This is a genomic window from Streptomyces sp. NPDC032126 (assembly GCF_055580085.1).
Map to the genome: position 1 here is coordinate 178,070 of NZ_JBVIMA010000001.1, position 25,877 is coordinate 203,946.

Here is a 25,877-nt window from a genome sequence, read left to right on the forward strand (position 1 = left end):
GCACCGCCGCCGACCCGACCGACGCCGCCCCACCGCGTGTCCCGCGCGGCAGCGCCCGGGTACCCCGGGGGCGTGCGCTCAGTCGTCGGCGCGGACGGCTCCCGCCGCCTCGGTTCCGGCCATCCCGTCGGTGCCTTCCGCGTCCTGCGGATCCAGCAGCAGCCCCCGCACCGCCGCCCGCTCGTGCGGGCCGACGACATGGGAGAGGGCGCCGGAGACCGTCTCGGCGAGCGTGGCGGAGGTTTCCGTCAGAAGGCGGCGGGCCTTGTCGGTCAGGGCGACCTCGACGCCGCGCTTGTCGCCGCAGACCGACTGGCGGGTGATCATCCCGAGCCGCTGGAGGCAGGCGATCTGATACGTCAGCCGGGTCTTGGGGCGGCCCAGCAGTTCGGCGATCCGGGTCATGCGCAGCCCCTCGCCGGGCCGCAGGGCCAGCAGGCACAGCACCAGGAACTCGTCGTGCGAGACACCGAGCCGCTCCTTGACGACCGAGCGCAGCCGCTGTTCCACCGCTCCGGTCGCCGCGAGCAGCAGCATCCAGGCGTGCAACTCGTCGGGGAGCAGCCCGCCTCCCTGCGCGGACGGACACGCGGGCAGGTCGGCGGGGCGGTTCTCGGGGTCTGACATGGGTCGATTCTAACTGTCGTCCAAATTTGCACTACCGGGTTGTTCAGTTTTGGATAGTCAGCTAGCGTGGAGGTCTCATCCAAATTTGGACTTTTGAGGTTTGGACTGTCGGGGCCGTGGCGTACGGCCCCGCCCCCCCCCGCGAACCCCCGAGGAGTACGACCATGACCGCCGCCGTGGAAACCGGGCTGTGGCAGCTCGACCCGAGCGCCTCCACCGTCGCCCTGAAGCACAAGACCTTCTGGGGCCTGGTCACCGTCAAGGGCGGCTTCGGCTCCGTCGCCGGCCGGGGCGAGGTCGGCGCCGGTGGCAACGCCACCGGCACCCTCACCCTGGACGTCGCCTCCCTCGACACCGGTAACGCCAAGCGCGACACCCACCTGCGCGGGGCCGACTTCTTCGACGCCGACAAGCACCCCCAGATCACCTTCGCCGTGCGCTCCGCCGAGCTCCAGGGCGGCGACAGCGTGCGGATCTTGGGACAGCTGACCGTGCGCGGCATCAGCCGGCCGTACGAGCTGACGGCGCGGCTGCGCGAGACGACCGCCGACGCGCTCGTCCTGGACGCCGAATTCACCGTGGACCGCGAGCAGTTCGGCATCACCTGGAACCAGCTGGGCATGATCCGCGGCCTGACCACGATCAACAGCACCCTGCGCTTCACCCGCGCCTGACGCACCCTGGGCGAGCCCGCCGCACGCCCCCGAGCATCGCGGGCCCCCGCATCTCCCCGCGTCCCCGCCGCCCTCGCCTCCGGGCCGGACGGCGGCCGCGGGCCCGAGAGGGTACGGTGTGACGTCTGTGCCGGTCGCGGCCCGTGTCGCTGTTGGGCCGTACGGGTGACGTGGCGTAAGAATTGGCTGGTGCAGGCATGGAGTGCGAGTCAGTTCGGGGGGAGCCGGTGAACCGATACGACGTCACCGATGAACAGTGGGAAGGGCTCGCCCAGGTCGTTCCGCTGCGGGGCCGTGACGCGTGGCCGTCGGCGGTGGGCCATCGCGCGCTGCCCGACGCGGAGACGGAGACCCGGCGCCGGTTCGTGGTCCTGCGCGTCAATGTCTTCGCCGACGCGCGCGAGGTCGCCGAGACCCTGATGGCGGGCATTCCGGTCCTGCTGGACCTCACCGGCGCGGAGACCGAGGTCGCCAAGCGCGTGCTCGACTTCTCCACCGGAGTCGTCTTCGGCCTCTCCAGTGGCATGCACCGCGTCGACCGCAATGTGTTCCTCCTGACCCCGCCGGGCACCGAGGTGAGCGGGATCATGGAGGGCGCGGGCATCCCGGGGACCTGACACCCGCCCCCCCGGCTGCCGGGCCGGGGTCGCCCGTTCGTGGGACGGCGCCCCGGGCGGAACGGTTCGGCTCACCGCCGGAGCCATAGCGTCCGCCTATGACGGTTCCGCGTATCTCGTCCGGCCCCTTATCCGCTCAGCCTTCCGGTGACGTTCCCCGTAGGGGCCCGGGCGGAGTGCCCCTCACCGGCCCCGGTGACATTCCCCGTACCGCCCCCGACGGCGACGAAGGACCGCGCGTACCCGCTCAGGGCGCGGTCCGGGAAGGGGGCCGGGTGCGGGTCGAGGGGGCCGATCCCCTCGACGGGGCGGCGCATCCCGTGCGGCCCCGGATCACCGAGCTGCGGCTGTCCGCCTTCGCCCGGCACCGGGGCGTCGGGCTGCCGTTCGGCGCCGTCACCGTCCTCGCCGGACCCAGCGGCAGCGGCAAGACGAGCGCCCTGCGGGCCTACGAGGCGCTGGCCCGGCTCGGCGGTGGGGCCGGGATCGGCGAGGTGTTCCCCGATCCCCTCGCGTGCGTGCCCGAAGGGGCCCGGCCCGACGCCCAGCGGCGGCGCGGTTTCCGCATCGGCTGCACGGCGGACGGGCCGCTGGGACCGGTCCGGCTCGATCTCGCCGTGCAGGCCGAGCCCGATCTGCGGATCGTCGGCGAGCGTCTGACCGCCGGGGGAGTCACCCTGCTGGAGACCGCCCTGCGCGACCCGGCCCGGCGCACCGTCCAGGCCGCCTGGCACACCGGGGGCGGCGCGCCCGTCACCCGCGCCCCCCTCCCCGACGACCGCCTGGGCACCGCCCTGCTGCCGCTGCGGGTGGCCGGCCGCACCGACGGCCAGCGTCAGGTCCTCGCCGCCGCCGAACAGATGGTCGTCGCCCTGCGCTCGGTCTACGCCTGCGACCCCCGCCCCGACCTGATGCGCACCCCCGTCCCCACCGGCTCCGGACGGCTGCTCACCGGGTGCGACAACGTCGCCGACGTGCTGTGGCGCACCCGCGCCGAGTGCGGTCGGCGCCACGCGCGGTTCGTGGAGTTCGTCCGGGCCGGCTGCGGCGGACCCGTCGTCGACGTGCGCTCCGAACTCCTTCCCGGCGGCACCGTGCGCGGCGTCCTCGACCGCGGCGACGGCTCCGTCACCGACCTCGCCCGCCTCGGCGACGGCGAACTGCGCCATCTCGCCCTCGCCCTGGTGCTGTTCACCGGCCCCGGCGTGCTCGACCTCGACGCGCCCGGCGAGGTACCCGACGCGATGCGCACCCTCACCGTCCTCGCCGACGGCTTCGGCCGCGCCCTCGACGCCCATCAGCGCTCCGCCCTGCTCCGGCTCGCCGCCCGCATGGCCGATCGCGGTCACATCCGCTGCGTCGCCGCCCTGAGCGACGCCGAAGGGGCCGCCGGGACGCCCGGGGTGACGGTGGTACACCTGGAGCCGTGACAGCAGAGAAGACCCCGCTCGACGTCGCCGCACTCCAGCGCCGCCTCGCCGAGTTCGCGGCCGCCCGTGCCTGGCAGCCGTACCACACCCCGAAGAACCTCGCCTCCGCGCTCAGCGTGGAGGCGTCCGAACTCGTCGAGATCTTCCAGTGGTTGACGCCGGAGGAGTCCGCGCGCGTCATGTCCGACCCGGACACCGCGCACCGGGTCACGGACGAGGTCGCCGACGTCCTCGCCTATCTCCTCCAGCTGTGCGAGGTGCTGGGCGTCGACCCCCTCGCCGCGCTGGCCGCGAAGATCGAGCGGAACGAACGGCGGTTCCCGCTGCCGGGGGAGGACGCCGAGGAGTAGTCCCGGACCGGCGGGCCACAGGTGGCCCGCCGGTGGGCATGGCCAACTCCCAGGAGCGCCACCTTCCGCTATCGCTCTGAGTAATCGTTCAGCCGTCCGAAACCGATTTGTTGTCCACAGATTTCCGTCTTCCTCTGGCTTTTCGTCCCACAGACCCTCACTCTGGGTAGTGGACACGGGAGTTCGGGCGCACGTGCGAGAAGCACGTCGGGGACGGACGGGGGCGGCGCATGGACGCGATGCGGCTCATCAGGGCGAGCAGACACGCGCTGGCGGTCGGCGGTGGCGAACCGGAGACTCTGGCGGAGGTGTGGCAGGCCCAGGCACTGGCCCAGGCGATCGGCAGCCGCCTGGCCGTCTCCGGCCCGCCCGAACTGCGCGGGGAGGCCCTGGGGCTGACGGAGCTGGCCGGCCGGGGCTGCGGAGTGCTGGACGCCCCGGACCTCGATCCGGGCGATCTGCGCGCCGCCCAGCTCACCGCGCTGGACGACGCCCGCCAGACCCTCCTCGACCTCGGCGGCCTGCTCGGAGAGGTCGGCATCGCCCTCGTCGGCCTGGCCAGTTCGGCCCGCGACGAGGGCACGTACTGGCAGTGCATGGAGGCGATCGACGCGGCGGACGAGTCACGGGACCGCGTACTGGAGATGCTGCGCAAGCTGGCGGCGAGGGAAGAGGCCTTACCCGAACGGTGAGGCGTGCTCCGCGAGCGGTGAGAGGCGAACGTCTTGCGTCAGCCGATCTCGCCCTCCTCGGCCGACGGCGCCCGCACGGCCCCCGCCGACTGGAGATCCTCCAGCGCCGACAGGTCCGCGTTCAGCGCCGCCATCAGCTCCTCCATCTGCTGCAGCAGCCCCTTCGGCTGACCGGCGCGGCCCACGGTTTCCTCGGACATGACGGCCTCCTCGGCCCCCCGGCCCCCCTCTCACGGAGGGCCGACGCGGGTGACGTCCCGATGGCGCGGCCGCCGGGCACGGGGCCGGGCGGTCCGGCTCCGACGGGCCAACGATCACCGCCGGGCCCGGTCACTGGCCCGGCACCCCGGCGCCGTGCCCGGCGGACTTTTTCACCCCGGGCGGGGACGTACGCCACGTGGGGGACCGGTGGGGTTGACGAGGGCGCCGACAGGCAGGATGGAAGGCATGGATCTGCGCATCTTCACCGAGCCCCAGCAGGGGGCGAGCTACGAGACCCTGCTCACCGTGGCGAAGGCCACCGAGGACCTCGGATTCGACGCCTTCTTCCGCTCCGACCACTATCTCAAGATGGGCGACGTGGACGGCCGGCCCGGACCCACGGACGCCTGGATCACCCTTGCCGGCCTCGCCCGCGAGACCCGCCGCATCCGCCTCGGCACGCTCATGACGGCGGCCACCTTCCGGCTGCCCGGCGTGCTCGCCATCCAGGTCGCCCAGGTCGACCAGATGTCCGGCGGCCGCGTCGAACTCGGCCTGGGCGCGGGCTGGTTCGAGCAGGAGCACACGGCGTACGGCATCCCGTTCCCGGCGGAGAAGTTCGGCCGCCTGGAGGAGCAGCTGGAGATCGTCACCGGCCTGTGGGACACACCGGCCGGCAAGACCTACGACTTCCACGGCACGTACTACGACCTCACCGACTCGCCCGCGCTGCCCAAGCCCGCGCAGGCCAAGGTGCCGGTGCTGATCGGCGGTCACGGCGCGAAGCGCACCCCGCGCCTGGCCGCCCGCTACGCCGACGAGTTCAACATGCCGTTCGCCTCGGTCGAGGACAGCGAGCGGCAGTTCGGCCGGGTCCGGGCCGCCGCCGAGGAGGTCGGCCGCAAGGGCGACGACCTCGTCCTCTCCAACGCGCTCGTCGTCTGCGTCGGCAAGGACGAGCAGGAGATCGCCCGCCGCGCCGCCGCCATCGGGCGCGAGGTCGACGAGCTGCGCACCAACGGCCTGGCGGGATCCCCCGCCGAGGTCGTCGACAAGATCGGCCGCTACGCCGAGATCGGCTCCCGCCGGATCTACCTCCAGCTCCTGGACCTGTCCGACCTCGACCACCTGGAACTGATCGCGTCCCAGGTGCAGGCGCAGCTCTCCTAGAGAGTCGGAAGGAAAAGCCCCTTGAGCGGGCGGCGGCCGTGCTTCGGGCCGGACATCGTTGTCCCGGTCCGGAGCGCGGGCCCGTGGTCTGTGACACGGCTGTGACCGGAAGTGTGGCTTCCGCCACGGTCGGGCGTCCGTGCCCCTGATGGGGTGGGCGGATGCGCAGAGCCACCCCCCTCCTGCCGGCCCTCGCCGCGCTCGTACTGCTCACGGCGTGCGGATCCGAGCAGGCCGACGTCCGGGCCGACGACCCCGGCGCGGCCCTCCCGGCGTCCCGTACGCCGGTCACCGACCCGCCCGTGGACGGCGTCCGGATCACCTCCCTGACCCTCCCGACGGCCACCCCTTCCGCGAGCGCCCCGGACACCTCCGTCCACGCCGACCCGCTCCCCGGCGCCTCCGGGGTCTCGGCCGCGTACGAGGTCACCAACAGCGGCGCCGAGGCGATGACGTACACGGTGCTGTTCAGCTTCACGACGAGCGCCGGCGGAGCCATGTCGAACCAGAAGGTGACCGTGCCCGGCGTGAAGGCCGGGGCCACCGTGCGCGGGACGGTCACGATGCAGACCCTGCCGCCGGGCGCGGAGCGCGTCGAGCGGGTGAAGGTCGCCCAGGTGACCAAGGTCCCCGCGGCCGAGGCACCGGCCGGGCCCGGCGACTGCCCGCCCTCCGGCGTCCGGCTCACGGCCGACGACGGCGACGCGGCGATGGGTCTGCGCGTGGTGGGCCTGCGCCTGGACAACTGCGGCACCCGCGCCTACACCCTGGACGGCTACCCCGAGTTGACCCTCCTCGACGAGGACCGCCGGCCGGTCCACAGCGTCCGGATCGTGCACGGCAGCGGCGGGATCAGCACCGGAACCGGCTTCGACGACCCACCCCGGCCGCTCACCCTGAAACCCGGCCAGAGCGCGATCTCCGGCCTGATGTGGCGCAACACCACCGAGTCCGGCGACCCGGTGAACGTCCCCTACGTGAGGGTGCGGGCCAGAACCGGCGCCGACCCGGTGACGGTGACGCCCCACCTGGACCTCGGCACCACCGGCAAGCTCGCCGTACGCGCCTGGACGAGCGCACCTCGGTAAGCGGTGGGCCGCTGCGGCCCGGCGGAAAATCCCGCGTGCCCGCCCCGCGTTCTCCGTACGCTGGGCGGGACGAGACATTCCCAGCTCACACGCCATATCGAGGCAACCACCGTGTTCCTGACCATCACCACCACCGGCACGCCGGAACGCCCCGCGACCGACCTCGGCTTCCTGCTGCACAAGCATCCCGACAAGGCGCAGTCGTTCTCCACCTCCTACGGCAGGGCGCACGTCCTCTACCCCGAGGCGGACGACCAGCGCTGCACGGCGGCCCTGCTGCTGGAGGTGGACGCGGTGGCCCTGGTCAGGCGCGGCAAGGGCAAGGGCCGCGGCGGCGCCCCCGACGCCGCGCTCGCGCAGTACGTCAACGACCGCCCGTACGCGGCCTCCTCGCTGCTCGCGGTCGCCCTCAGCAGCGTCTTCTCCAGCGCGATGCGCGGGGTGTGCACGGCCCGCCCCGAGCGCGCCGCCGAGCCGCTGCCGCTGGTCGTCGAGGTGCCCGCGCTGCCCGCCCGCGGCGGCCCCGACCTCGTACGCCGGCTCTTCGAGCCGCTCGGCTGGACCGTCACCGCCGACCCGGTCGCCCTGGACGGCGAGTTCCCGGAGTGGGGCGACTCGCGCTACGTCCGGCTGCGGCTGGAGTCCGGGACGCTGACGCTCGCCGAGGCGCTGCGCCACCTCTACGTGCTGCTGCCCGTCCTCGACGACGCCAAGCACTACTGGGTCGCCCCCGACGAGGTCGACAAGCTGCTGCGCGTCGGCGAGGGCTGGCTGCCCGACCACCCCGAGCAGAAGCTGATCACCAGCCGCTATCTGTCCCGCCGCTGGTCGTTGACCCGGCAGGCGATGGAGCGCCTGGAGCTGGTGCGGCTCGCCGAGAGCGACGACAGCGAGGTCGAGGACCTCGACAACGCGGTCGAGGAGGAGACCGAGGCCGAGGAGAAGCCGACCCCGCTCGCCGTGCAGCGCCGGGAGGCGATCCTGGCCGCGCTGCGCGAGTCGGGCGCCGCACGGGTGCTCGATCTCGGCTGCGGACAGGGGCAGTTGGTGCAGGAGCTGCTGAAGGACACGCGGTTCACGGAGATCGTCGGCATGGACGTGTCGATGCGCGCGCTGACCATCGCCTCCCGCCGGCTCAGGCTGGACCGCATGGGCGAGCGGCAGGCGTCACGCGTGAAGCTCCTCCAGGGCTCGCTCGCGTACACCGACCGCCGCGTCAAGGGCTACGACGCCGCGGTGCTCAGCGAGGTGATCGAGCACCTCGACCTGCCCCGGCTGCCCGCCCTGGAGTACGCGGTGTTCGGCTCCGCCCGGCCCCGCACGGTCGTCGTGACCACCCCGAACGTCGAGTACAACGTCCGCTGGGAGACCCTCCCGGCCGGGCATGTCCGCCATGGCGACCACCGCTTCGAGTGGACCCGCGAGGAGTTCCGCGCCTGGGCCGGCGCGGTCGCCGAACGGCACGGCTACGCCGTGGAGTTCAGGCCCGTTGGACCGGACGACCCGGAGGTCGGACCGCCCACCCAGATGGCCGTGTTCCGGATGACCAGCGAGAAGGAGGCGAAGGCGGCATGACCGAGACAGCAGTGGAAGCAGTCGAGCAGGGGCGCGTGCTGCCCGTCACCGACCTCTCCCTCGTCGTCCTCGTCGGCGCCTCCGGCTCGGGCAAGTCCACTTTCGCCCGGCGGCACTTCAAGCCCACCGAGGTGATCTCCTCGGACTTCTGCCGCGGCCTGGTCTCCGACGACGAGAACGACCAGAGCGCGACGAAGGACGCCTTCGACGTGCTGCACTACATCGCGGGCAAGCGGCTCGCGGCCGGCCGCCGCACGGTCGTCGACGCGACGAGCGTCCAGAAGGAGGCCCGCCGTCAACTCCTCGACCTGGCACGGCAGTACGACGTGCTGCCCATCGCCATCGTGCTGGACGTGCCGGAGGAGGTGTGCGCCGAGCGCAACGCGGCCCGCACCGACCGCGCCGACATGCCCCGCCGGGTCATCCACCGCCACACCCGCGACATGCGCGCCTCCCTACGCCACTTGGAGCGCGAGGGCTTCCGCAAGGTGCACGTCCTGCGGGGCGTGGAGGAGGTCGAGCACGCCACCGTCGTCACCGAGAAGCGCTTCAACGACCTGACCCACCTCACCGGCCCCTTCGACATCATCGGCGACATCCACGGCTGCTCCGGCGAACTGGAGGCGCTGCTGGGCAAGTTGGGCTACATCGACGGCAGGCACCCCGAGGGCCGCACCGCGGTCTTCGTCGGTGACCTCGTCGACCGAGGGCCGGACAGCCCCGGTGTGCTGCGCCGCGTGATGGCGATGGTGAAGTCGGGCGACGCGCTGTGCGTGCCCGGCAACCACGAGAACAAGTTCGGGCGTTTCCTGCGCGGCAAGAAGGTCCAGCACACGCACGGACTCGCCGAGACCATCGCGCAGATGGACGGCGAGAGCGAGGAGTTCCGGCAGGAGGTCAGGCAGTTCCTCGACGGCCTGGTCAGTCACTACGTCCTCGACGGCGGCCGGCTGGTGGTCTGCCACGCCGGTCTGCCGGAGAAGTACCACGGCCGCACGTCCGGCCGGGTCCGCTCGCACGCCCTGTACGGCGAGACCACCGGGGAGACCGACGAGTTCGGGCTGCCGGTGCGCTACCCGTGGGCGGAGGACTACCGGGGCCGCGCGGCCGTGGTCTACGGCCACACCCCGGTGCCCGAGGCGACCTGGCTGAACAACACCATCTGCCTGGACACCGGCGCCGTCTTCGGCGGCAAGCTGACCGCGCTGCGCTGGCCGGAGCGCGAACTGGTCGACGTACCGGCGGAGCGGATGTGGTACGAGCCGGCCAGGCCGCTGGCGTCCGAGGCGCCGGGCGGGCACGAGGGGCGGCCGCTGGACCTCGCGGACGTGTACGGGCGGCGGGTCGTCGAGACCCGGCACCAGCCTCGGATCACCATCCGTGAGGAGAACGCGGCGGCGGCCCTGGAGGTCGTCAGCCGTTTCGCGATCGACCCGCGCCTGCTGCCGTACCTCCCGCCGACCATGGCGCCGACGGCGACCTCGCAGGTCGAGGGCTATCTGGAGCATCCGGCGGAGGCGTTCGCGCAGTACGCGGCGGACGGCGTCGCGCGGGTCGTGTGCGAGGAGAAGCACATGGGCTCGCGGGCGGTGGCGCTGGTGTGCCGGGACGCGGAGGCGGCGCGCGGGCGGTTCGGCGTCGACGGGCCCACGGGCTCGCTGTACACCCGGACCGGCCGCCCCTTCTTCGACGACGCGGCGGTGACCGAGGAGATCCTCGACCGGCTGCGGGCGGCGATCGGCGAGGCGGGCCTGTGGGCCGAACTCGACACCGACTGGCTGCTGCTGGACGCCGAGCTGATGCCCTGGTCGCTGAAGGCGCACGGCCTGCTGCGCTCGCAGTACGCCGCGGTCGGCGCCGCCTCCGGGGCGGTGTTCCCGGGCGCGCTGAGCGCGCTGGAGGGTGCGGCGGCCCGGGGCGTGGACGTGACCGCGCTGCTGGAGCGTCAGCGGGAACGGGCGTCGGACGCGGCGGCGTTCACGGCGGCGTACCGCCGCTACTGCTGGACGACCGAGGGACTGGAGGGGGTCCGGCTGGCCCCCTTCCAGATCCTCGCCGTCCAGGGCCGCAGCCTCGCGCCGCTGCCGCACGACGAGCAACTGGCCCTGCTGGACCGCCTGGTGGAGCACGACCCCACCGGTCTGCTGCAGACCACCCGCCGCCTCTACGTCGACACCGGTGACCCGGAGTCGGTCCGCGCGGGCGTCGACTGGTGGCTGGAGATGACCGGCCGGGGCGGCGAGGGCATGGTCGTCAAGCCGCTCGGCGCGCTGGTCCGCGACGGCGAGGGGCGCCTGGTCCAGCCCGGCATCAAGTGCCGGGGCCGGGAGTACCTCCGGATCATCTACGGCCCGGAGTACACCCGTCCCGACAACCTGGCCCGGCTGCGCGGCCGCTTCCTCAACCACAAGCGGTCCCTGGCGATCCGCGAGTACGCGCTCGGTCTGGAGGCGCTGGACCGGCTGGCCGAGGGCGAGCCGCTGTGGCGGGTCCACGAGGCGGTGTTCGGTGTGCTGGCCCTGGAGTCGGAGCCGGTGGACCCGCGGCTGTGAGGCCGGCCCGTCCGGGGTCACCCCACCAGCCGCAGCCGTAGCCCGCACACGCCGACCTCGACCGTCTGTCCCCAGGTCAGTGTCAGCGCGTCGGTCTCCATGCCGTCGCCGAAGACGATCAGCCGTTCGGACTCGACGGTGAGGCGCAGGCGGGCTGCGGCGGTCAGTTCCCCGGCGACCAGCGAGGTGCCGGTCGCCGGGGAGGGCCAGGCCTCGCGGACGAACCACAGCAGACGGTTCTCCGTGGGGGAGGGCAGGCGCAGCGGGGCCCGGCGTTCCTGCCACACCGAGCGGATCCAGCCCGTCGCCCCCGTGCCCGTGCCGACGAGGACCCCGGAGGATGCCTGGGCCTCGACGACACCCCCGTCGTCCTCCAGGCCCAGGCGGTAGCGGGCGGTCTGATGACCGGCGGGGCCGACGTAGATCTCGTTGAGCGCGATGAGCCGCTGGGTGTCGTCGGCGACGGCCTCGACCATGGTCAGTCCGGTCGTCGCCGTGCCGCCCTCCAGGGCCGCCGGCAGCAGCCGGACCGCGTCGATCGGGGCGTGCCGGACGAGGACGCCCGGGTTGCGGCCGGGATCGGTGTCGATGCCCACCACGGGCTGTCCGGACAGGTACTTGGCCACGTTCGCGACGAGTCCGTCCTGGCCGACGACGACGACCACGTCCTCGGGTGCGAACAGGAAGCGGTCCAAGTCGGCGCGCTCGACCAGTGATTGACGCCATGTCAGGGGGATCGCCGCGGTCACCTCGGCGAGCGCGCGCCGGGTGCGGCGGTGGCGGTCGGCGACCTCCTCGATGTCCCGGCCCCGCGAGGCGAGGAAGAAGGCGGCCTGGCCGTGCGTGCCGTGCCGGGCCACCAACTCCTCGTACTCCGTGGTCCGATGGACCAGTACGGCCCGCGGGGCGAGGCTCACTCCCCTCCTCCCAGCTTGGCGAGCAGCCCGGTGAGCACGTCCGGCGAGATCGTCACGCTGTCGATCTGCGGCAGGTTCTCCGCCAGCCGCGTCCCGGTGAGCGCGTGCAGCGTGGCCACGTCGACATCGGCGTGGACGCGCAGCCAGGCCGCCTGGGCCAGGGCCCGCGCCTCGCCCACCTCGCGCGCCGCCTCGGCCTCCGCCCGAGCGATCCGCACCGTCCGGGCCGCCTCCGACTCGGTCAGCCTGGCCGTGCGGGCCGCCTCGGCATCCGCCAGCCGCTCGGTGCGCCGTGCCTCGGCGTCGGCCAGCCGCACCTGCGTGGCCGCCTCCGCCTCGGCCAGCTTCACCGCCCGGGTCGCCTCGGCCTCGGCGAGGCTCACCGAGCGCGCCGCCTCGGCCTCGGCCAGTTTCACCGTGCGGGTGGCCTCCGCCTCGGCCCGTACCTTGTCGGCCGCCGCGCTCTCCTCGGCCTCGCGGCGTGCGTTGGTGCCGCGCTGTTCGACCAACTGCTCCTCGCGGCGGGCCAGTTCGATCTTGCTGGCCAGTTCGTTCTCGGCGATGGTCCGCTCCCGTTCGACCGCCACCGCCCGCCGCTCGTACGTCGCCCGGTCGGCCTCCTGCTGGATCTGCTCGCGGGCCGGGGTGCGCAGCGCCCGCTCCACCTCCGGCTCCGGCCGCAGGGCGACGACCCGGACGGCCACCACCTCGATGCCGGTGGCCGGCAGCCGGGGTTCGGCCGCCAGGCCCGCCGCGATCCGCTCGCGCACCGCCGTCACACCGTCGACGAGCGCCGACGACAGGGGCGTACGGGCGAGGACGGCCAGCGCGTGCTGCTGGGCCGTCTCGGTGAGCAGACCGCCGAGCTGCTCCAGGGGCGCGCCGCGCCAGACGCCGGTGTCCGGGTCGACGGAGAAGTCCAGGCGGGCGGCGGCCAGGGCCGGGTCGCTGATCCGGTAGGTCACCGTCGCCTGCACGGCCACGTCCTGGAAGTCGGACGTACGGGCATGGAAGGTCATGGCCAACTCCCGGTCGTCCACCGGGATTTCGGAGAGCGCCGCGGTGAGTGAGCGGAACCAGAAGCTGAGCCCCGGCCCGTCGTGCACCAGCTTGCCCGAGCGGTGGTGACGGATGTGCGCGGTCGGTGCTCCGCGCAGATGGCGCCAGCCCAGGCGCCGGGTGATGTCGGCCATATGAGTCCCCTCGCGATGCCTCGCCCGCCTTGTCGTCAGTACGACGATATTCATGGCGCCGCTTGTCGTCAAGGGGACGAAAAGGGCTGGTGTGTTCGACGAGAACGCGCGGAACCGGGGTGAAGCGGCGCCCCGGTGGTCAGGATGGGTACATGGGATTCCATGTCGACTCCGAGGCCGGGCGGCTGCGCCGCGTCATCCTGCACCGGCCCGATCTAGAGCTCAAAAGGCTCACCCCCAGCAACAAGGACGCCCTTCTCTTCGACGACGTGCTGTGGGTGCGCCGGGCGCGCGCCGAGCACGACGGGTTCGCGGACGTGCTCCGCGACCGCGGCGTCGCCGTGCACCTCTTCGGCGACCTGCTCACCCGGACCCTGGAAGTGCCGGAGGCGCGGGCGCTCGTCCTGGACCGGGTCTTCGACGAGAAGGAGTACGGGCCCCTCGCCACCGACCACCTCAGAGCGGTCTTCGACACCCTGCCCGCCGACGCGCTCGCCGAGGCGCTCGTCGGCGGCATGACCAAACGGGAGTTCCTGGAGGAGCACTCCGAGCCGATCTCCGTGCGCTTCCACGTCATGGAGCTCGACGACTTCCTCCTGCGCCCGCTGCCCAACCACCTCTTCACCCGGGACACCTCCGCGTGGATCTACGACGGTGTCTCCATCAACGCCATGCGCTGGCCGGCCCGGCAGCGCGAGACCGTCCACTTCGAGGCGATCTACCGGCACCACCCGCTGTTCCGCGACGAGACGTTCCACATCTGGTCCGAGGGGCAGGCCGACTACCCGTCCACCATCGAGGGCGGCGACGTCCTGGTGATCGGCAACGGGGCGGTCCTCATCGGCATGAGCGAGCGCACCACGCCCCAGGCCGTCGAGATGCTCGCCCACAAACTGTTCGCGGCCGGCTCCGCGCAGACCATCGTGGCCCTCGACATGCCCAAGCGGCGCGCCCTCATGCACCTCGACACCGTGATGACGATGGTCGACGGCGACACCTTCACCCAGTACGCGGGCCTCGGCATGCTGCGCTCGTACACCATCGAGCCGGGCGTCGGCGAGAAGGAGCTCAAGGTCACCGACCATCCGCCGGAGCACATGCACCGCGCCATCGCCGCCGCCCTCGGCCTCAGCGAGATCCGGGTGCTGACCGCCACCCAGGACGTGCATGCCGCCGAGCGCGAGCAGTGGGACGACGGCTGCAACGTGCTCTGCGTCGAGCCCGGCGTGGTCGTCGCCTACGAACGCAACTCCACCACCAACACCCATCTGCGCAAGCAGGGCATCGAGGTGATCGAGATCCCGGGGAGCGAGCTGGGCCGGGGGCGGGGCGGCCCGCGCTGTATGAGCTGCCCGGTGGAGCGGGACGCGGTGCCGTAGGCGGGAGGGCCGGAGCCGATACGGCTCACGACCCCGCCTCTGTATATAAATGCTGAACATCGTATAGACTTCCAGAGTTCCTCCGTTCGATTCGTCTCACGTCCCTCTGGAGCGCCCCCATGGCGACTGTCCCGACCGCCCTCGCCGGCCGCCACTTCCTCAAGGAGCTGGACTTCACCGAGGAGGAGTTCCGCGGCCTGGTCGAGCTGGCCGCCGAGCTGAAGGCCGCCAAGCGGGCCGGGGCCGAGACGCGGTACCTGACCGGGAAGAACATCGCGCTGATCTTCGAGAAGACCTCGACGCGCACCCGCTGCGCGTTCGAGGTCGCCGCCGCCGACCAGGGCGCCGCCACCACCTACCTCGACCCGTCCGGCTCGCAGATCGGGCACAAGGAGTCCGTGAAGGACACCGCGCGCGTCCTCGGCCGGATGTACGACGGGATCGAGTACCGCGGCCACGGCCAGGGCGTGATCGAGGAGCTCGCCACCTACGCCGGGGTCCCCGTCTTCAACGGGCTCACCGACGAATGGCACCCCACCCAGATGCTCGCCGACGTGCTCACCATGACCGAGCACAGCGACAAGCCCCTGTCCCGGATCGCCTACGCCTACCTCGGCGACGCCCGCTACAACATGGGCAACTCCTACCTGGTCACCGGCGCCCTGCTCGGCATGGACGTCCGGATCGTCGCGCCCAGGCTGCTGTGGCCGGACGAGACGATCGTCGCGCTGGCCCGGCAGCTCGCCGACGCCTCCGGCGCCCGGATCACGCTCACCGACGACGTGAAGGAGGGCGTGCGCGGCGCCGACTTCGTCGCCACCGACGTCTGGGTGTCGATGGGCGAGCCCAAGGCGGTCTGGGACGAGCGCATCGCGCTGCTCGGCCCGTACGCGGTGACCATGGACGTGCTGCGCGCCACCGGCAACCCGGACGTGAGGTTCCTGCACTGTCTGCCGGCCTTCCACGACCTCGGCACCAAGGTCGGCCGGGAGATCTACGAGAGCCACGGCCTGGACTCGCTGGAGGTCACCGACGAGGTCTTCGAGTCGGAGCACTCGGTCGTCTTCGACGAGGCGGAGAACCGGCTGCACACCATCAAGGCCGTCCTGGTCGCCACCCTCGCCTGACGGCGGCTACGCCGGACGCGGCCGCCACTGGGGCGGCACCGCCGCCAGCCGGAACCACACCGCCTTGCCCTGGTCGGTGGGGCGGTGCCCGCACGACGAGCTGAGGGCGCGGATCAGCAGCAGGCCGCGCCCGTGCTCCTGCCACGGGTCGGGCGCGCCGCCCGCGGGACGGGTCAGATCGCCGGGCGGCGCCGGATCCGAGTCGTGCACCTCGACGCGGCAGTCGCCCGGCAGCAGCTCCACCACCAGCTCTATCGGGCCGGTCCCCGCGGTGTGCTCCACGGCGTTCGCCACCAGCTCGGCCGTGAGCAGCTCCGCGGTGTCGCTGTCCGCGCCGTGCTCCAGATCGGCCAGCGCCGTACGGACCAGGGCCCGGGCCACCGGCACGGCCGCGGCGGTGCGCGGCAGCGCGATGCGCCAGGAGGCGGGGGCTGAGGGGCGTTCGTGCACGTCGAGTCCGTTCATGGCGCAGGTTCCCGTGATCGTCGTCATCAGGCGGTCCTGCTTTCAACCTTAGGAATGGTACGGCCGCCTCCGGCAGGGGCGCACGGCGGGCGTCGTACGGGGCGTTCGGCCCCGCTGTCGGGCGGCTTACCCCGGTCAACGATCGGTGTCGCGCGTCCGATCCCGTTGTTACCGCCTTATCGACGAGCGGTGACACCCGGGCCGGCGGTGACACAAAGCGTTGTGTCGCACTCATGACGACAGTCACGGATGAGTGATAACTTCGAAGGGTGAGTCCCTTCCTCGGATCCGCCGCCCGCACCGCCGACTGGGAACACCTTCGCGTCGAGCACGCCGACGGCGTCGCCACGGTCACCCTCGCCCGCCCCGACCGGCTCAACGCGCTCACCTTCGGCGCCTACGCCGACCTGCGCGATCTGCTCGCCGAGCTGTCCCGCGAGCGGTCCGTCCGGGCCCTCGTGCTGGCCGGCGAGGGACGCGGCTTCTGCTCCGGCGGCGACGTCGACGAGATCATCGGCGCCACGCTGTCCATGGACACCGCCCAGCTGCTCGACTTCAACCGGATGACCGGGCAGGTCGTACGGGCCGTACGGGAATGCCCCTTCCCGGTGATCGCCGCCGTGCACGGCGTGGCGGCCGGCGCGGGAGCGGTCCTGGCGCTGGCCGCGGACTTCCGGGTCGCCGACCCCACGGCCCGCTTCGCCTTCCTCTTCACCCGGGTGGGCCTGTCCGGCGGCGACATGGGCGCGGCCTATCTGCTGCCCCGGGTCGTCGGCCTCGGTCACGCCACCCGCCTGCTGATGCTGGGCGACCCGGTCCGGGCGACCGAGGCGGAGCGCATCGGCCTGATCAGCGAACTGACCGAGGAGGGCGGAGCGGGCGCGGCCGCCCAAGAGCTCGCCCGCCGCCTCGCCGGGGGCCCCGCCCTGGCGTACGCCCAGACGAAGGCCCTGCTGACGGCGGAACTGGACATGCCGCTGGCGGCGGCCGTGGAAATGGACGCGGCGACCCAGGCCCTGCTGATGAACGGCGACGACTACGCGGAGTTCCACGCCGCGTTCACGGAGAAGCGGCCACCGAAATGGCAAGGGACCTAGGCATGCTCTCGGCCCAGGGGACCGTGCCACCGGAAGGGTCGCCCGACCACCCCCTCCGCGTCGCGATCGTGGGCGGAGGCCCTGGCGGCCTCTACACCGCCGCCCTGCTCAAACGCCACGACCCCGCACGAGAAGTGACCCTGTGGGAACGCAACGCCCCCGACGACACCTTCGGTTTCGGCGTGGTCCTCTCCGACGAGACCCTCGGCGGCATCGAACACGCCGACCCCGAGGTCTACGCCGCCCTGCAGCGGGACTTCGTCCGCTGGGACGACATCGACATCGTCCACCGCGGCACCCGCCACCGCTCGGGCGGCCACGGCTTCGCCGCCCTCGGCAGAAAACGTCTTCTGGAGATACTCCACGACCGCTGCCGCGCCCTCGGCGTGGAACTCCGCTTCCGCACCGAGGCCCCCGACGCCGGCCGGCTGGCGCAGACGTACGACCTGGTCGTGGCCGCCGACGGGGTGCACAGCGCGACCCGCGAGGCCTACCCGGCCGTGTTCCGGCCGACGATCACGTCCCACCGCTGCCGGTACATCTGGCTCGCCGCCGACTTCCCCTTCGACGCCTTCCGTTTCGAGATCGCCGAGACCGAGCACGGCGTCATGCAGCTGCACGGCTACCCCTTCTCCGCCGACGCCTCGACGGTGATCGTCGAGATGCGCGAGGAGGTCTGGCGTGCCGCCGGATTCGACGCGATGGACGAGCGGGAGTCCGTCGACACCTGCGCGAAGATCTTCACGGAGGCGCTCGGCGGGCGGCCGCTGACCTCCAACAAGTCGGCCTGGACGACCTTCCGCACGGTCGTCAACGAACGCTGGTCGCACGGCAACGTCGTCCTCCTCGGCGACGCCGCCCACACCGCCCACTTCTCCATCGGCTCCGGCACCAAGCTCGCCGTCGAGGACGCCCTCGCCCTCGCCGCCTGCCTGCGACGACAGCCCTCCCTTCAGGAGGCGCTGGCGGCCTACGAGGAGGAGCGCAAGCCGGTCGTCGCCTCCACCCAGCGGGCCGCGCGGGCCAGCCTGGAGTGGTTCGAGAACCTGGGGCTCTATCTCGACCAGCCGCCCCGCCAGTTCGCCTTCAACCTCCTCACCCGCAGCCGCCGCGTCACCCACGACAACCTGCGGCTGCGCGACGCGCACTTCACCGCCGCCGTGGAACGCGAGTTCGGCTGCCCGGTGGACACGCCCCCGATGTTCACACCGTTCCGGCTGCGCGGGCTGACCCTGCGCAACCGGGTCGTCGTGTCCCCCATGGACATGTACTCCGCCACCGACGGCGTCCCCGGCGACTTCCACCTCGTCCACCTGGGCGCGCGGGCGCTCGGCGGGGCGGGGCTGGTCATGACCGAGATGGTGTGCGTGAGCGAGACGGGCCGGATCACGCCCGGCTGCGCCGGCCTGTACACCGGACGGCAGGGCGAGGCGTGGCGGCGCGTCACCGACTTCGTGCACGAGCGGGCGCCGGGGACGGCGATCGGGGTGCAGCTCGGGCACAGCGGGCGCAAGGGCTCGACGAGACTGATGTGGGAGGGGATGGACGAGCCGCTGCCCGAGGGCAACTGGCCGCTCGTGGCCGCCTCTGCACTGCCGTACAAGGCGGGCAGCCAGGTTCCGCGCGAACTGTCGCTGGCCCAACTCACCGACCTGCGCGAGCAGTTCACCGCCGCCGCCTGGCGGGCCGCTCGGGCCGGCTTCGATCTGCTCGAACTCCACTGCGCGCACGGGTACTTGCTGTCCGGCTTCCTGTCGCCGCTGACGAATCGGCGGACCGACGGGTACGGCGGGTCGCTGGACAAACGGTTGCGGTTCCCGCTGGAGGTCTTCGACGCCGTACGAGGGGTGTGGCCCCAGGAGCGGCCCATGACCGTGCGGATCTCCGCCACCGACTGGGCGGCGGGCGGGAACACCGGGGAGGACGCGGTGGAGATCGCCCGCGCGTTCGCCGCGCACGGGGCCGACGCGATCGATGTGTCCACCGGGCAGGTGGTGGCCGAGGAGGCACCGGAGTTCGGGCGGTCGTACCAGACGCCGTTCGCGGACCGGATCCGGCACGAGGTGGGGGTGCCGGTGATCGCCGTCGGCGCGATCTCGTCCTGGGACGATGTGAACTCGCTGATTCTCGCGGGGCGGGCGGATCTGTGCGCGTTGGCCCGGCCACATCTGTACGACCCGCACTGGACGTTGCACGCGGCGGCGGAGCAGGGGTATGCGGGGGCGGGTGTGCGGTGGCCGGAGCCCTACCTGGCCGGAAGCCGCCGCCCCCAAACCGGCCGCCGAGGCTGAGGCTATGCCCCCCTACCACCCGACTCGGTGGGGCGAGAGGTGGCGTGGGTGACTCCCGCGAACTGGGCTCCCGCGTCCCGCAGGCGTTTGTGCAGGGTGTGGAAGACCTCTGTCGAGCGGGCGCCCGGCCAGTCCTGGGGCAGGAGTCGGGGGGGTAGGCCGGGGTCGGTGTACGGCAGGTGGCGCCAGGAGTCCAGGGCGAGGAGGTAGTCGCGGTAGGCCTCCTCCGGTGGGGTGTCCGGCCGCCGCTCCCACGCGTCCCGCACCCGCTCGTGCCGGTCCAGGAACGCCTCGTGCGCCTTGGCGATCGCCGCCAGGTCCCACCAGCGGGCCACCGCCTCGACGGTCGGCGCGAAGCCGAGATGCTCGCCGCGGAACAGATCGACGTACGGATCGAGGTGCAGCCGCTGGAGCGTGTGCCGGGTCTCCTCGTAGAGGCGGGCCGGGGCGATCCAGACACCCGGGGTCGCCGTGCCGAAGCCGAGCGCGGCGAGCCGGGACCGCAGCACATGCCGCTTCTGCCGCTCCGACTCCGGCACCGAGAACACCGCCAGCACCCAGCCCTCGTCCTCCGGCGGCGCGGTGGCGTAGATGCGCCGATCGCCGTCGTCGAGCAACTGCCGTGCCTCCGGCGACAGTTCGTACCCCGCCGCGCCCTCGGCCGTCCGGGCCGGCACCAGTAGCCCGCGCCGTTTCAGCCGGGACACCGAGGACCGTACGGAGGGCGCGTCGACGCCCACCGCGGCGAGCAGCCGGATCAGCTCGGCGACGGGCACGGGGCCCGGCGCGAAGCGGCCGTAGGCGCCGTAGAGCGTGACGATCAGAGACCGGGGAGCATGCTGGTCTGACACGTTGATCATTTTAGGTCGTCGGCATCACTGCCGGTCGCCTTCGGTGCGCAGCCGGAAGCGCTGGAGCTTGCCGGTGGCCGTGCGGGGCAGCGCGTCCAGGAACACGATCTCGCGCGGGCACTTGTACGGCGCGACCTCCTCCTTGACGAAGGCGCGCAGTGCGTCGGCGTCCCGCGCCGCGCCCTCCCGCAGCACCACGAAACCGACCACGACCTGCCCGCGCGCCTCGTCGGGCCGGCCCACGACGGCCGCCTCGACGACGTCCGGGTGGCGCAGCAGCGCGTCCTCGACCTCCGGCCCGGCGATGTTGTACCCCGCTGAGATGATCATGTCGTCGGCGCGGGCGACGTACCGGAAGTAGCCGTCGCTCTCCCGGACGTAGGTGTCACCGGTGATGTTCCAGCCGCCGCGCACGTAGTCGCGCTGGCGCGGGTCGGCGAGGTAGCGGCAGCCGACCGGGCCGCGCACGGCGAGCAGTCCGGGCTCACCGTCGGGCACCGGTTCGCCGTGCTCGTCCTGCACGCGCGCCCGCCAGCCGGGCACCGGCACCCCGGTCGTGCCCGGGCGGATGGCGTCGTCGGCCGCGGAGATGAAGATGTGGAGCAGTTCGGTGGCGCCGATGCCGTTGATGATGCGCAGCCCGGTGCGCTCGTACCAGGCCCGCCAGGTGGCCTCCGGCAGGTTCTCGCCGGCGGAGACGCAGCGGCGCAGATGGGACAGGTCGTACCCGGCCTGCTCGGCGAGCATCGCCCGGTAGGCGGTCGGGGCGGTGAACAGCACGGACACCCGGTGCTCGGCGAGCGCCGGCAACAGCTCCCGCGGGCCCGCCTGTTCGAGCAGCAGCGCGCTGGCGCCGGCCCGCAGGGGGAAGACGACCAGGCCGCCCAGGCCGAAGGTGAAGCCGAGCGGGGGACTGCCCGCGAAGACGTCGTCCGGCCGCGGCTTGAGGACGTGCCGGGCGAAGGTGTCCGCGATGGCGAGCACGTCCCGGTGGAAGTGCAGACATCCCTTGGGGCGGCCGGTGGTGCCGGAGGTGAACGCGATCAGCGCCACGTCGTCGGCCGCGGTGTCCACGGCCCGGTACGGCGTGTTCGGCGCCGGGCGGCGCAGCAGGTCGTCGGGGCCGTCACCGCCGTAGGTGGTGATCCTCAGGCCCGGCACCTCGGCCTTGGCGAGGTCGTCGACGCAGCGGACGTCGCACAGCGCGTGCTCCACCCGGGCGATCCCGCACATCGTGCGCAGCTCGTGCGGGCGCTGCTGGGCGAGGACGGTGACCGCGATCGCGCCCGCCTTCAGCACCGCGAGCCAGCAGGCGGCCAGCCAGGGCGTCGTGGGCCCGCGCAGCAGCACCCGGTTCCCGGGGACGACGCCCAGCTCGCCGGAGAGGAGATGCGCGAGCCGGTCGACACGGGCGCGCAGTTCGCCGTACGTCCAGGTGGTGGCCGGGGTGTGGAAGGCCGGGCGGTCCGGGTCGGCGTGGCCGAGGAGTTCGGCGGCGCAGTTCAGCCGTTCGGGGTAGCGCAGCTCCGGCAGGTCGAAGACCAGCTCGGGCCACTGCTCGGGGGGCGGGAGGTGGTCGCGCGCGAAGGTGTCGACGTGGGCCGAGACGTTCATGGCGGTTCGCCCCCTCAGGGCCTGTCCGGCGGATCCCGCCGGGCTCGCTCCTGGAGCGTATCGTGTTGGTGACGACAGTCAACAGGGCGCGATATGGTCGGGGGAGCGTACGGGAGAGGGGACCGGCGATGTCCGCATTCTCGCTCGAACCGGCACAGACCGCCTGGCGTGCCGAACTGACCGCCCTGGCCGCCGACCGGCTGCGCCCGCTCGCCGAGAAGGGCGAGCCCGGCCGCGTCAACCGCGCCCTGCTCACCGAACTCGGCCGGCTCGGGCTGCCCGCCCGCCTGTTCACCTCCGGCGCCGTCGACCTCTGCCTGATGCGGGAGGCACTGGCCTACGCCTGCACGGAGGCGGAGACCGCCCTCGCCCTCCAGGGGCTCGGCGCCCACCCCGTCCACGCCCACGGCACCCCGGCCCAGCGGGACCGCTGGCTGCCGGCGGTGGGCGAGGGCGCCGCGGTGGCCGCCTTCGCGCTGAGCGAGCCGGGAGCGGGCTCCGACGCCGCCGCGCTCACCCTGACCGCCGAGCCCGACGGCCCGTCGAGCTGGCGGCTCACCGGTGAGAAATGCTGGATCTCCAACGCCCCCGAAGCCGATTTCTACACCGTTTTCGCGCGGACGACCGCGGGCGCCGGCGCCCGCGGCGTCACCGCCTTCCTCGTCCCCGCCGACCGCCCCGGCCTCACCGGCCGCCCCCTCGACATGCTCTCCCCGCACCCCATCGGCGCGCTCGGCTTCGACGCCGTACCCGTCACGGCGGACGACCTGCTCGGTGACGTCGACGGCGGCTTCCGCGTGGCGATGGACACGCTCAACCGTTTCCGGCCCAGCGTCGGCGCCTTCGCCGTCGGCATGGCCCAGGCGGCCCTCGACGCCACCCTCGACCACACCGCCCGGCGCGACGCCTTCGGCGGCACCCTGAGCGACCTCCAGGCCGTGGCCCACCAGGTCGCCGAGATGGCCCTGCGCACGGAGGCGGCCCGGCTGATGGTGTACGCGGCGGCGACGGCGTACGACAGCGGCGACCCGGACGTCCCGCGGCGCGCCGCGATGGCGAAACTCCTCGCCACCGAGACCGCGCAGTACGTCGTGGACGCGGCCGTCCAACTCCACGGCGCCCGGGCGCTGGAGCGCGGGCACCTGCTGGAACACCTCTACCGGGAGGTGCGGGCACCCCGCGTCTACGAAGGCGCGAGCGAGGTCCAACGGGGCATCATCGCCAAGGAGTTGTACAGACGGAGGGAGACGCGGTGAGCGTACGGCGAGTCAACCCGCCGGAGTTGTCCCCGCCGGCCGGCTTCTCGCACGCCGTGGTCGCCACCGGCTCCCGGGTGGTGTTCCTCGCGGGCCAGACCGCGCTCGACGGCGACGGGAAGGTCGTAGGGGCGTCGTTGCCCGAGCAGTTCGAGCGGGCGCTCGCCAACCTGCTGGCCGCGCTGGCCGCGGCGGGCGGCTCGGCCGCCGATCTGGCACGCGTCACCGTGTATGTCACCGACGTCGCCGACTACCGGGCCCACGCCCGTGACATCGGCGTCATCTGGCGGCAGTCGGCCGGGCGGGACTACCCCGCCATGGCGGTCGTCGGGATCGTCCGCCTGTGGGACGAGCAGGCGCTCGTGGAACTCGACGGATTCGCGGTCCTGCCGGACTGATGATCTGCGGGCAGGCGGTGCGGGGCGACGACACGGCCGTCGGGCAGCAGCTCACCGGAGTCGTCGAAGACGATCGTGCCGTCGCACAGCAGGGACCAGCCCTGCTCGGGGTGGGCGGCCACGATGTGCTGCGGGGCGAGGGGCTCGGTCGAGGTCTGGTGGGAACACATGGCGCACCTCCGCGTCGAGGGCCTGTCCGGTGGGGCCGGCCGTGCGGGCCGTCCCCTCTGGATCGACCATGCGCCCGTCCCGGCGGGCCCCGCCAGAGGGCGGCGCCGAGCGTGACAACACCAGGACACACCCACGACCGTACGTCGACGAAACGTCGCGGACTCGCCACCGAAGGAGTGACGATCACGGCCGTCGGGGCGCTCGACCGGTACCAGTGGAAGCCCCCACACCTGGAGGTTCTCCCATGGCGTCGTCCTTCCCGTCCCTGCGCACGCTCCTCGGCCCCGCCGCCGTGGCCGCCCTGCTGCTGATGGCCGTCCCGGCCTCCGCCGACCCCGACGAGACGGTCACCGTCGACCCGACCGGCCGCATCGCCGCAGACGGCACCGTCACCCTCTCCGGCACCTACCGCTGCCTCGGCAACTCCGGGCCGGTCTTCGTCAGCTCCTCCGTCGACCAGGACGCGGCGGACGACGTGCGGTACGGCATCGGCGGCAGCCGGGCGGTGTGCGACGGCGCGGTGCACACCTGGCAGAACACCGGCCGCCCGTCGCCGGACACGCTGAAGCCCGGCGCGGCCCGCGTCGAGGCCACCCTGATGGAACTGCGCCCCGACAGCGGCCTCCCCCTGCCCCACTTCCACGCGAGGACCGCCCAGGACGTGGCCCTGGTAACCGGCTGAGCCCCCGAACGGGTGGGCCGGCCTCACACCCAAAACCCCGGCCCACCCCGAAAGGGGCGCGGGGAACTGCGCGAGAACGCCCCACGCACCCGCACCCGAACGACAACCGCCAGGGGCGCTGGGAACCGCGCGAACACCCCCACGCACCCGCGCCCGAACAGCTACAGCTTCGACCCCACCGCCAACAACTTCTCCAGCTCACCGGCCGCGGCCTCCGCCCCACCCGCACTGCCCAGCCGCGCAGCGACCCGCTCGGCCTGCGGCTTCCGCGCGACAGCGCCCCGCACGGCCGCCCGCAACCGCTCCGCGTTCAGCCGCCCCGGCAGCAGCCGCGTCCCCGCCCCGGACAGCTCCACCCGCCGCGCGACCTCCAACTGGTCCCGCCCGAACGGCACCACGCACACCGGCACCTCCGCCAGCAGCGCCTTCTGGGTGATTCCCATCCCGCCGTGACACACCACCGCGGCCGCCCTGCGCAGCACCAAGCTGTGCGGCACGTACCGGAACAGATGGGCGTTGGCCGGGGCGCGGAAACTCGCGGGGTCCACCGACGCCGTCGTGGCGACCACGTCGTACGGCTCGTCGGCCAACGCGTCCAGGGCCGTCTGGACGAGCTTGGCGTCGTCCTGGAACACCGTGGAGACCGTGACCAGGACGACCGGCCGTTCCAGCCGGGCCAGCCACTCCGGCTCCTCCTCGTCCGCGGCCGTGTCCCAGCTGCTGGGCCCCACCATGCGCACGGACGCCGGCAGTTCGGTGCGCGGGTACTCCAACGGCTCCGCGGTGTACGACAGGACAAGCGGCGCCGTCATGTACAGATCCGGAACGTGTCTCACCTTCGGCAGCCCCAGGCTCCGCCGCAACCGGTTCACCGGCGGCAACGCCATGTCGAACAGCGGGACGGCCCCCTGCCGCAGCACCTCGTCCCGCAGCTTCCCCGGCCAGCCGGCCGCGGGCTTCAGCCCCAGCCCGAACGGCGGCGCGTCCCGGGTGGTCAACGGCAGCAGGAAGGTGGCCAGTTGGGCCCACGGCAGCCCCGACGCCTCGGCGGCGGCCGCCGCACCCCAGCAGTTGTTGTCCAGGGCGATCACATCGGGCCGTATCTCCGCTATCGCCTTCTGGATGTCGACCACCTCGTACCGCGACCGGTGGACGTACATCGCGACCGAGCGCCGCAGCGCGCCGATCGGGGTGCGCGCCTTCCAGGTGTCGTCCTCACGCGCCTCGATCTCGGGGGCGATCGGCAGCGCCGTGAAACCCTGTTTGCGCAGGGTTTCCAGGAGCGGTTCCTCGGCGCAGACGACCGCCTCGTGCCCCCGGCGCCGCAGCTCGTTCAGGGTGGGGATCAGCGGGTACACATGGCCGCTGCCGGGTGCGGTGTAGAAGAGAAACCGGCTCATGACGGAAGACCTCTCTGCTCGTGTGCTCGTGGACCGACGGGGGCTTCTCGCCCGGGGTGT

24 protein-coding genes and 1 pseudogene are annotated in these 25,877 nt (G+C 72.9%); 16 read left to right on the forward strand and 9 right to left on the reverse strand.

Features of this window, described 5'->3' with window-relative positions; translation table 11 throughout:
- Positions 1 to 78 precede the first annotated feature (78 nt).
- Complete coding sequence (locus ACZ5NW_RS00735; protein ID WP_468741509.1) at positions 79 to 627, reverse strand: MarR family winged helix-turn-helix transcriptional regulator; 549 nt, start codon at positions 625 to 627, stop codon at positions 79 to 81.
- A 164-nt stretch (positions 628 to 791) separates the two neighbouring features.
- Between ACZ5NW_RS00735 and ACZ5NW_RS00740 the strand changes: the two genes are divergently transcribed.
- From ACZ5NW_RS00740 to ACZ5NW_RS00760, 5 genes are all read left to right on the forward strand, one after another.
- The gene (locus tag ACZ5NW_RS00740) at positions 792 to 1,301 is read left to right on the forward strand and encodes a YceI family protein (RefSeq protein ID WP_468741510.1); all 510 of its coding nucleotides are present in this window, start codon (positions 792 to 794) and stop codon (positions 1,299 to 1,301) included.
- 197 nt (positions 1,302 to 1,498) lie between these two features.
- Complete coding sequence (locus ACZ5NW_RS00745) at positions 1,499 to 1,918, forward strand: cell division protein SepF (protein ID WP_468741511.1); 420 nt, start codon at positions 1,499 to 1,501, stop codon at positions 1,916 to 1,918.
- Between the two features lie 98 nt (positions 1,919 to 2,016).
- On the forward strand, positions 2,017 to 3,348 hold the full coding sequence (locus ACZ5NW_RS00750) for an AAA family ATPase (protein WP_468741512.1): 1,332 nt from the start codon (positions 2,017 to 2,019) through the stop codon (positions 3,346 to 3,348).
- A complete protein-coding gene (locus ACZ5NW_RS00755) occupies positions 3,345 to 3,698 on the forward strand; it encodes a nucleotide pyrophosphohydrolase (protein WP_468741513.1) in 354 nt (117 codons plus the stop codon). Before ACZ5NW_RS00750 ends, ACZ5NW_RS00755 begins: the two co-directional genes overlap by 4 nt.
- 230 nt (positions 3,699 to 3,928) lie before the next feature.
- On the forward strand, positions 3,929 to 4,390 hold the full coding sequence (locus ACZ5NW_RS00760; protein ID WP_468741514.1) for a DUF6099 family protein: 462 nt from the start codon (positions 3,929 to 3,931) through the stop codon (positions 4,388 to 4,390).
- Between the two features lie 38 nt (positions 4,391 to 4,428).
- On the opposite strand, the gene ACZ5NW_RS00765 is transcribed toward ACZ5NW_RS00760, so the two are convergent.
- The gene (locus ACZ5NW_RS00765) at positions 4,429 to 4,590 is read right to left on the reverse strand and encodes a hypothetical protein (RefSeq protein WP_468741515.1); all 162 of its coding nucleotides are present in this window, start codon (positions 4,588 to 4,590) and stop codon (positions 4,429 to 4,431) included.
- Between the two features lie 247 nt (positions 4,591 to 4,837).
- Between ACZ5NW_RS00765 and ACZ5NW_RS00770 the strand changes: the two genes are divergently transcribed.
- The 4 genes from ACZ5NW_RS00770 to ACZ5NW_RS00785 all read left to right on the forward strand — a co-directional run bounded on the left by ACZ5NW_RS00770 (position 4,838) and on the right by ACZ5NW_RS00785 (position 10,976).
- On the forward strand, positions 4,838 to 5,761 hold the full coding sequence (locus ACZ5NW_RS00770; RefSeq protein ID WP_468741516.1) for an LLM class F420-dependent oxidoreductase: 924 nt from the start codon (positions 4,838 to 4,840) through the stop codon (positions 5,759 to 5,761).
- A 161-nt stretch (positions 5,762 to 5,922) separates the two neighbouring features.
- Positions 5,923 to 6,849: a DUF4232 domain-containing protein gene (locus ACZ5NW_RS00775; RefSeq protein WP_468741517.1), complete on the forward strand. Its 927-nt coding sequence runs from the start codon at positions 5,923 to 5,925 to the stop codon at positions 6,847 to 6,849.
- A gap of 111 nt (positions 6,850 to 6,960) precedes the next feature.
- Positions 6,961 to 8,424: a 3' terminal RNA ribose 2'-O-methyltransferase Hen1 gene (locus ACZ5NW_RS00780; protein WP_468741518.1), complete on the forward strand. Its 1,464-nt coding sequence runs from the start codon at positions 6,961 to 6,963 to the stop codon at positions 8,422 to 8,424.
- Complete coding sequence (locus ACZ5NW_RS00785; protein WP_468741519.1) at positions 8,421 to 10,976, forward strand: polynucleotide kinase-phosphatase; 2,556 nt, start codon at positions 8,421 to 8,423, stop codon at positions 10,974 to 10,976. The genes ACZ5NW_RS00780 and ACZ5NW_RS00785 overlap by 4 nt, the downstream gene beginning before the upstream one ends.
- Positions 10,977 to 10,993: 17 nt before the next feature.
- Here ACZ5NW_RS00785 and ACZ5NW_RS00790 read toward each other — a convergent pair whose 3' ends face one another.
- Complete coding sequence (locus ACZ5NW_RS00790) at positions 10,994 to 11,893, reverse strand: hypothetical protein (protein WP_468741520.1); 900 nt, start codon at positions 11,891 to 11,893, stop codon at positions 10,994 to 10,996.
- The gene (locus ACZ5NW_RS00795; RefSeq protein ID WP_468741521.1) at positions 11,890 to 13,086 is read right to left on the reverse strand and encodes an SPFH domain-containing protein; all 1,197 of its coding nucleotides are present in this window, start codon (positions 13,084 to 13,086) and stop codon (positions 11,890 to 11,892) included. The genes ACZ5NW_RS00790 and ACZ5NW_RS00795 overlap by 4 nt, the downstream gene beginning before the upstream one ends.
- Before the next feature lie 152 nt (positions 13,087 to 13,238).
- On the opposite strand from ACZ5NW_RS00795, the gene ACZ5NW_RS00800 reads away from it, so the two are divergent.
- Entirely contained in the window at positions 13,239 to 14,465 is a 1,227-nt protein-coding gene (locus tag ACZ5NW_RS00800) for an arginine deiminase (RefSeq protein ID WP_468741522.1), read from the forward strand.
- Positions 14,466 to 14,584: 119 nt separating this feature from the next.
- The gene (gene argF / locus ACZ5NW_RS00805; protein WP_468741523.1) at positions 14,585 to 15,592 is read left to right on the forward strand and encodes an ornithine carbamoyltransferase; all 1,008 of its coding nucleotides are present in this window, start codon (positions 14,585 to 14,587) and stop codon (positions 15,590 to 15,592) included.
- 6 nt (positions 15,593 to 15,598) lie between these two features.
- Here the strand turns inward: argF and ACZ5NW_RS00810 are convergent, their stop codons facing one another.
- Complete coding sequence (locus ACZ5NW_RS00810; RefSeq protein WP_468742949.1) at positions 15,599 to 16,057, reverse strand: ATP-binding protein; 459 nt, start codon at positions 16,055 to 16,057, stop codon at positions 15,599 to 15,601.
- 269 nt (positions 16,058 to 16,326) lie between these two features.
- On the opposite strand from ACZ5NW_RS00810, the gene ACZ5NW_RS00815 reads away from it, so the two are divergent.
- Both ACZ5NW_RS00815 and ACZ5NW_RS00820 read left to right on the forward strand, forming a co-directional pair.
- A complete protein-coding gene (locus tag ACZ5NW_RS00815) occupies positions 16,327 to 17,154 on the forward strand; it encodes an enoyl-CoA hydratase family protein (RefSeq protein ID WP_468741524.1) in 828 nt (275 codons plus the stop codon).
- A 2-nt stretch (positions 17,155 to 17,156) separates the two neighbouring features.
- The gene (locus tag ACZ5NW_RS00820) at positions 17,157 to 19,445 is read left to right on the forward strand and encodes a bifunctional salicylyl-CoA 5-hydroxylase/oxidoreductase (protein WP_468741525.1); all 2,289 of its coding nucleotides are present in this window, start codon (positions 17,157 to 17,159) and stop codon (positions 19,443 to 19,445) included.
- A 2-nt stretch (positions 19,446 to 19,447) separates the two neighbouring features.
- Here ACZ5NW_RS00820 and ACZ5NW_RS00825 read toward each other — a convergent pair whose 3' ends face one another.
- Both ACZ5NW_RS00825 and ACZ5NW_RS00830 read right to left on the reverse strand, forming a co-directional pair.
- Positions 19,448 to 20,305, reverse strand: a complete 858-nt coding sequence (locus tag ACZ5NW_RS00825) for a PaaX family transcriptional regulator (RefSeq protein WP_468741526.1) — start codon at positions 20,303 to 20,305, stop codon at positions 19,448 to 19,450.
- Between the two features lie 15 nt (positions 20,306 to 20,320).
- The gene (locus ACZ5NW_RS00830) at positions 20,321 to 21,910 is read right to left on the reverse strand and encodes an AMP-binding protein (protein ID WP_468741527.1); all 1,590 of its coding nucleotides are present in this window, start codon (positions 21,908 to 21,910) and stop codon (positions 20,321 to 20,323) included.
- 128 nt (positions 21,911 to 22,038) lie between these two features.
- On the opposite strand from ACZ5NW_RS00830, the gene ACZ5NW_RS00835 reads away from it, so the two are divergent.
- A complete protein-coding gene (locus ACZ5NW_RS00835; RefSeq protein ID WP_468741528.1) occupies positions 22,039 to 23,166 on the forward strand; it encodes an acyl-CoA dehydrogenase family protein in 1,128 nt (375 codons plus the stop codon).
- Complete coding sequence (locus ACZ5NW_RS00840; RefSeq protein ID WP_468741529.1) at positions 23,163 to 23,564, forward strand: RidA family protein; 402 nt, start codon at positions 23,163 to 23,165, stop codon at positions 23,562 to 23,564. Before ACZ5NW_RS00835 ends, ACZ5NW_RS00840 begins: the two co-directional genes overlap by 4 nt.
- 2 nt (positions 23,565 to 23,566) lie before the next feature.
- On the opposite strand, the pseudogene ACZ5NW_RS00845 reads toward ACZ5NW_RS00840, so the two are convergent.
- Positions 23,567 to 23,734, reverse strand: a pseudogene (locus ACZ5NW_RS00845) (DUF5999 family protein); the annotation flags it as partial.
- 245 nt (positions 23,735 to 23,979) lie between these two features.
- Here ACZ5NW_RS00845 and ACZ5NW_RS00850 point away from each other — a divergent pair.
- Positions 23,980 to 24,417: a DUF6299 family protein gene (locus ACZ5NW_RS00850; RefSeq protein WP_468741530.1), complete on the forward strand. Its 438-nt coding sequence runs from the start codon at positions 23,980 to 23,982 to the stop codon at positions 24,415 to 24,417.
- Between the two features lie 161 nt (positions 24,418 to 24,578).
- Here the strand turns inward: ACZ5NW_RS00850 and ACZ5NW_RS00855 are convergent, their stop codons facing one another.
- On the reverse strand, positions 24,579 to 25,817 hold the full coding sequence (locus tag ACZ5NW_RS00855) for a glycosyltransferase (RefSeq protein ID WP_468741531.1): 1,239 nt from the start codon (positions 25,815 to 25,817) through the stop codon (positions 24,579 to 24,581).
- Between the last annotated feature and the right edge of the window lie 60 nt (positions 25,818 to 25,877).

Excerpts from the sequence above, each read along its gene's own strand:
- ACZ5NW_RS00740 (WP_468741510.1), top strand. The coding sequence starts at position 792 with ATGACCGCCGCCGTGGAAACCGGGCTGTGGCAGCTCGACCCGAGCGCC.
- ACZ5NW_RS00820 (WP_468741525.1), top strand. The coding sequence starts at position 17,157 with ATGCTCTCGGCCCAGGGGACCGTGCCACCGGAAGGGTCGCCCGACCAC.
- ACZ5NW_RS00775 (WP_468741517.1), top strand. The coding sequence starts at position 5,923 with ATGCGCAGAGCCACCCCCCTCCTGCCGGCCCTCGCCGCGCTCGTACTG.
- ACZ5NW_RS00830 (WP_468741527.1), bottom strand. The coding sequence starts at position 21,910 with ATGAACGTCTCGGCCCACGTCGACACCTTCGCGCGCGACCACCTCCCG.
- ACZ5NW_RS00850 (WP_468741530.1), top strand. The coding sequence starts at position 23,980 with ATGGCGTCGTCCTTCCCGTCCCTGCGCACGCTCCTCGGCCCCGCCGCC.
- ACZ5NW_RS00800 (WP_468741522.1), top strand. The coding sequence starts at position 13,239 with ATGGGATTCCATGTCGACTCCGAGGCCGGGCGGCTGCGCCGCGTCATC.
- ACZ5NW_RS00765 (WP_468741515.1), bottom strand. The coding sequence starts at position 4,590 with ATGTCCGAGGAAACCGTGGGCCGCGCCGGTCAGCCGAAGGGGCTGCTG.
- ACZ5NW_RS00745 (WP_468741511.1), top strand. The coding sequence starts at position 1,499 with ATGGAGTGCGAGTCAGTTCGGGGGGAGCCGGTGAACCGATACGACGTC.
- ACZ5NW_RS00810 (WP_468742949.1), bottom strand. The coding sequence starts at position 16,057 with ATGAACGGACTCGACGTGCACGAACGCCCCTCAGCCCCCGCCTCCTGG.
- argF (WP_468741523.1), top strand. The coding sequence starts at position 14,585 with ATGGCGACTGTCCCGACCGCCCTCGCCGGCCGCCACTTCCTCAAGGAG.
- ACZ5NW_RS00750 (WP_468741512.1), top strand. The coding sequence starts at position 2,017 with ATGACGGTTCCGCGTATCTCGTCCGGCCCCTTATCCGCTCAGCCTTCC.
- ACZ5NW_RS00835 (WP_468741528.1), top strand. The coding sequence starts at position 22,039 with ATGTCCGCATTCTCGCTCGAACCGGCACAGACCGCCTGGCGTGCCGAA.
- ACZ5NW_RS00825 (WP_468741526.1), bottom strand. The coding sequence starts at position 20,305 with ATGATCAACGTGTCAGACCAGCATGCTCCCCGGTCTCTGATCGTCACG.
- ACZ5NW_RS00855 (WP_468741531.1), bottom strand. The coding sequence starts at position 25,817 with ATGAGCCGGTTTCTCTTCTACACCGCACCCGGCAGCGGCCATGTGTAC.
- ACZ5NW_RS00770 (WP_468741516.1), top strand. The coding sequence starts at position 4,838 with ATGGATCTGCGCATCTTCACCGAGCCCCAGCAGGGGGCGAGCTACGAG.
- ACZ5NW_RS00795 (WP_468741521.1), bottom strand. The coding sequence starts at position 13,086 with ATGGCCGACATCACCCGGCGCCTGGGCTGGCGCCATCTGCGCGGAGCA.
- ACZ5NW_RS00760 (WP_468741514.1), top strand. The coding sequence starts at position 3,929 with ATGGACGCGATGCGGCTCATCAGGGCGAGCAGACACGCGCTGGCGGTC.
- ACZ5NW_RS00735 (WP_468741509.1), bottom strand. The coding sequence starts at position 627 with ATGTCAGACCCCGAGAACCGCCCCGCCGACCTGCCCGCGTGTCCGTCC.
- ACZ5NW_RS00785 (WP_468741519.1), top strand. The coding sequence starts at position 8,421 with ATGACCGAGACAGCAGTGGAAGCAGTCGAGCAGGGGCGCGTGCTGCCC.